Origin of the sequence: Streptomyces herbicida, from assembly GCF_032656585.1 — a bacterium.
In the GTDB taxonomy this organism is placed as follows: domain Bacteria; phylum Actinomycetota; class Actinomycetes; order Streptomycetales; family Streptomycetaceae; genus Streptomyces; species Streptomyces herbicida.
This window is the reverse complement of record NZ_JAUYWJ010000063.1, coordinates 1-5038: the sequence shown is the minus strand read 5'-3', so window position 1 is coordinate 5038 and position 5038 is coordinate 1. Positions and strand designations below refer to the sequence as shown.

Here is a 5038-nt window from a genome sequence, read left to right as displayed (position 1 = left end):
CCCACGACTCCAGCAACCGGAACAGCGCCACCTCAACGGCGAACAACGCCGGCTGCGTCGAACCCGTCTGATCCAACTCCTCCGAGTCCACATCGACCGGCGCATCCAAAAGCGCACACACCTCGTCGTACGCCGCCGCGAACACCGGGAACGCCTGGTACAACTCGCGTCCCATGCCGATCCGTTGCGACCCCTGGCCCGAGAACAAGAACCCGACCTTGCCCCCGACAGCACCACCCACCGGAGCAGCGGCGGAAACAAGCGCCTCCAACCCCTGCCGGAGCTCCGCGAGATCCCCGCCCACGACCGCCGCACGGCGCTCCAGCACCGCACGCGAGGTCGCCAGCGAGAACGCCACGTCCTCCGGTCGTACCCCGCCGCCCCCGACGCCCCCGACGCCCTCAGCGTCCAGGAAGGACAGCAGCCGGCCCGCCTGCTCCCGCAGCGCCGCATCGCTCTTCGCCGACAGCACCCACGGAACGACCGCACCACCCGAGGCCGAAGCCGGGGAATCCTCCGCCACGCCAGGCGCCTGCTCGACGATCACGTGCGCATTGGTGCCGCTCACACCGAAGGAGGACACCGCAGCTCGGCGCGGCCCGTCACTTGCAGGCCACTCGACGGCCTCGGTCAGCAGCCGCACCGCGCCCGCCGACCAGTCCACGTGCGGCGTCGGCTCGTCCACATGCAGGGTCCGCGGCAGCACACCGTGCCGCATCGCCATGACCATCTTGATCACACCACCGACACCCGCGGCCGCCTGCGCATGGCCGATGTTCGACTTGAGGGAGCCAAGCCACAACGGCCGGTCCTCCGACCGGTCCTGACCGTACGTGGCGAGCAGCGCCTGCGCCTCGATCGGGTCACCCAGCCTCGTACCCGTACCGTGCGCCTCCACTGCGTCGACCTGATCCGAGGACACACCGGCGTTCGCCAGCGCCTGCCGGATCACCCGCTGCTGCGCCGGACCGTTCGGAGCCGTCAGACCATTCGACGCACCGTCCTGGTTCACCGCCGTACCACGGACCACCGCCAGCACCTGATGCCCGTTCCTCCGGGCATCGGACAACCGCTCCACCAGCAGCATGCCCGCACCCTCGGCCCAGCCGGTGCCATCGGCCCCGGCCGCGAACGCCTTGCACCGCCCGTCCGCCGACAGACCGCGCTGACGGCTGAACTCCACGAAGACGTTCGGGCCGGCCATCACCGTGACGCCGCCGACCAACGCCATCGAGCACTCGCCACTGCGCAGCGCCTGGGCCGCCAAGTGCAGCGCCACCAGCGAGGACGAGCACGCCGTGTCGACCGTGACCGCCGGGCCCTCGAGCCCGAACGTGTACGAAACGCGCCCCGAAGCGACGCTGCCCGCGCTGCCGTTGACGAGGTAGCCCTCCAGCCCAGCCGGTGATGTGTGCACGCGCCCGCCGTAGTCGTGGTACATCACGCCGGCGAAGACACCGGTCCTGCTGCCCCGCACCGTCGCCGGGTCGATCCCGGCCCGCTCGAACGCCTCCCACGACGTCTCCAGCAGCAACCGCTGCTGCGGGTCCATCGCCAGCGCCTCACGCGGCGAGATCCCGAAGAACTCGGCGTCGAAGTCCGCCGCGTCGTGCAGGAAGCCGCCCTCTCGGGTGTAGCTGGTGCCCCACTGGTCGGGGTTCGGGTCGTAGAGCTTCTCCACGTCCCAGCCGCGGTCCTCGGGGAAGCCCGACACGGCGTCGCGGCCGGAGAACACCAGCTGCCACAGGTCTTCGGGCGACTGCACGCCGCCGGGGTAGCGGCACGCCATGCCCACGATCGCGAGGGGCTCGTCCGCCGTTCCGGTGTCTGTGGAGAGGGTCGCCGGCACGGCTGCCGCCGCCTCGCCGGAGCCTGCGGCTTCGGCGGTGAGGAAGCGGGCGAGGGCAAGCGGGTTCGGGTAGTCGAAGATCAGGGTGGCGGGCAGGCGCATGCCGACGGCCGAGTTGAGCCGGTTGCGCAGTTCGACGGCGGTCAGCGAGTCGAACCCGATGTCCTTGAACGAGTCGTCGGCGCCGACCGACTGTGCGCCGACGTGGCCGAGCACGGCGGCGACCTCAGTGCGCACCAGGTCAAGCACCACGTCCTCGCGCTCGGCCTCCTGCAGCCCTGCCAGCCGCTGCCCCAGCGATCCCTTCGGCGCGGTCTGCGCCGCGCGCCGCACCGGCGCGACCCGCACCAGTCCGCGCAGGACCGCCGGCACGGGCTGCCCGTGTCCGTCGCGGAAGGCGGACGTGTCGAGCCGGATCGGGGCGACTGCCGCCCGATCGGTGGCCAGTGCCGCGTCGAACATCCGCAGGCCGTCCGCCGACGGGAGCGCGGCGAGGCCCAGGCGCTTGATGCGGGTGAGATCGGTGTGGTCGAGGCTGCCGGTCATGGCGCTCTCGCTGTCCTGCGCCCACAGGCCCCAGGCCAGCGACGTGGCCCGCAGGCCCGCGGCACGACGGTGCTCGGCGAGGGCGTCGAGGAAGGTGTTGGCAGCGGCGTAGTTCCCCTGGCCCGGCGTGCCGAGGATGCCCGCCACCGAGGAGAAGAGCACGAACGCGGACAGGTCGCCGGACAACTCACCCGCCAGGTCGTGCAGGTTCAGCGCCGCGTCCACCTTCGGGCGGAACACGGCGTCCAGCCGCTCGGGGGTCAGCGAGCCGATGATTCCGTCGTCCAGGACGCCGGCGGTGTGAATGATCGCGGACAGGCTCTGCCCGGGCCCGGACAGGAGTGCACGGACGGCGTCGCGGTCGGCCACATCACATGCGGCCCAGGTGACGTCGGCGCCCTGCGCGGTCAGCTCGGCGGCGAGCTCGGCCGCGCCGGGCGCGTCCCCGCCGCGGCGGCTGACGAGCAGCAGACTGCGGACGCCGTGCTCGGCGACCAGGTGCCGGGCGAACAGCCCGCCCAGCCCACCCGACGCGCCGGTCAGCAGGACGGTGCCGGAGCCGAGGGCGGGAAGCTCCGCCTCCGCGTCCGGCGCGGCGAAGCGGACCAGCCTCGGGACCCGGACCTCGTCATCCGAGTGCACCACGGCCTGCGGCTCACCCGACGCGATCAGGCCGGGCAGCACCCGGGCAAGTGCGGCGTCGTCAACACCGCTGCCGTCGTCGGCATCGGCATCGCTGGAGGTCTCGACCAGCACGATGCGGTCGGGGTTCTCGGTCTGCGCCGAACGCACCAGTCCGCGGACCGCCGACTGGGCGAGGTCTCCCGTACGCGTCACCAGCACCAGGCGCCCCGGGCGGTCCTCGGCCAGCCACCACTGCACCAGCTCCAGCACGGCATGGGTGACCTCACGGACCCGAGTGGCCAGGTCCGCGCTGTCCCCGGTCGGGCAGGGCACGACCACGGCATCGGCGACGGCCACGGCGCCGGCGCCAGCACCGGCTTCGGTGTCCGTCGGCGAGTCAGCGGCCCGAAGAGCGGCGAGATCCTCGTACGTCTCGATCCTCATGCCGGCCGACGCGGACGGCAGCCTGGCCGGCGTCCACTCCAGGCCGAAGACCGCGTCGTCGCTGCCGGTACCCGCGCGCAACTGGTCGGTGGGCACCGGGCGCAGCGTCAGCGCGTCGACCTGCGCGACCGGCTCACCGGTGCCGTCGGCCAGCACCAGCGACACCGTGGAGGTGGTGTCGGCGCGCGAGACCTTCACCCGCAGGCCGGAGGCTCCGGCACCCGCCAGGCGCACGCCGCTCCAGGCGAACGGCAGCAGCCCGTTCCCCGTCCCGGCCTCGGGCTCGACCGCGCCCAGCCACACGGTGTGCAGGGCGGCGTCGAACAGCGCGGGGTGCAGGCCGTACGCGCCGGCGTCCGTCCGCTCCGAGCCGGGCAGCTCCACCTCCGCGAAGAAGTCGTCCCCGCTCCGCCACGCGGCGCGCAGCCCCTGGAAGACGGGGCCGTAGTCGAGCGCCATGCCGGCGAGGCGGTCGTAGAACCCGTCGACGTCGACCGGCTCCGCACCCACGGGCGGCCACGCGGCGAGCGAGCCGTCCACGGGCCCGTCTGTGGCGACGGTCAGCGAGCCGGAGGCGTGCAGGACCCATGCCCACTCGGAGTCGTCCCCGTGGGCGTACGCGTTCCCGTCGTCGATCCGCGAGTGCACGGTCAGCGGCCTGCGGCCCGAGCCGTCGTCGGCGCCGACGCGCACCTGCAGGGCGACGCCGCCGCGCTCGGGCACGAGCAGCGGTGTCTCCAGCGTCAGCTCTTCCAGCAGGTCGCAGCCCACGGCGTCGGCAGCGGTGACCGCCAGCTCGACGAACGCGGTTCCCGGCAGGAGCGCGACCCCCCTGACGGCGTGGTCCACCAGCCACGGGTGCGTGTGCGTCGAGAGCCGCCCGGTGAGCAGGTGTCCGTCGCCGTCGGCCAGTGGCACGACGGCACCGAGGAGCGGGTGACCGGCCTCGCCCTGCCCCACCGCGCGCATGTCACCGGAGGAGGCGGGGGCGTCGAGCCAGTAGCGCTCGCGCTGGAAGGCGTAGGTCGGCAGGTCGACGCGCCGGGCGCCCGGGAAGAAGGCGTGCCAGTCCACTTCGGCGCCAGTGACGTGCAGTTGGGCGTACGCGGTGGTGAGCGCCTGGGGTTCGGGGCGGTCTGCCCGGAGTACGGGGATGGTGACGATGTCGTCCACACAGCCCTGCGCCATGCCGCTGAGGACGCCGCCCGGGCCGATCTCCACGAACGTGGTCACACCCAGCTCGTGCAGGGTCTCGATGCCGTCGGCGAAGCGCACCGCTTCACGGACGTGCCGCACCCAGTACTCGGGCGTGTACGGCTCGGCCAGCCGGCCGGTGAGGTTCGAGACCACCGGAATCCGCGGCTCACTGAACGTCAGACCACGAACGACCTCCGCGAACTCGGCCAGCATCGGATCCATCAACGGCGAATGGAACGCATGGCTGACCTTCAGCCGGGACGTCTTGCGACCCTGACCGGCGAACACCTCGGCAATCGCCGTGACCGCGTCCCCCGCACCGGAGACCACGACGGACCGGGGACCGTTGATCGCCGCAATCCCGACCTCCTCGGTCAG

Annotated in this window: 1 protein-coding gene; it reads right to left on the bottom strand. The window is 72.7% G+C overall.

Annotation, left to right across the window (positions count from 1 at the left end):
- Positions 1-5038 (bottom strand): SDR family NAD(P)-dependent oxidoreductase (locus Q8A52_RS48600; protein ID WP_316765112.1); only part of this gene is annotated, 5038 nt, incomplete at both ends.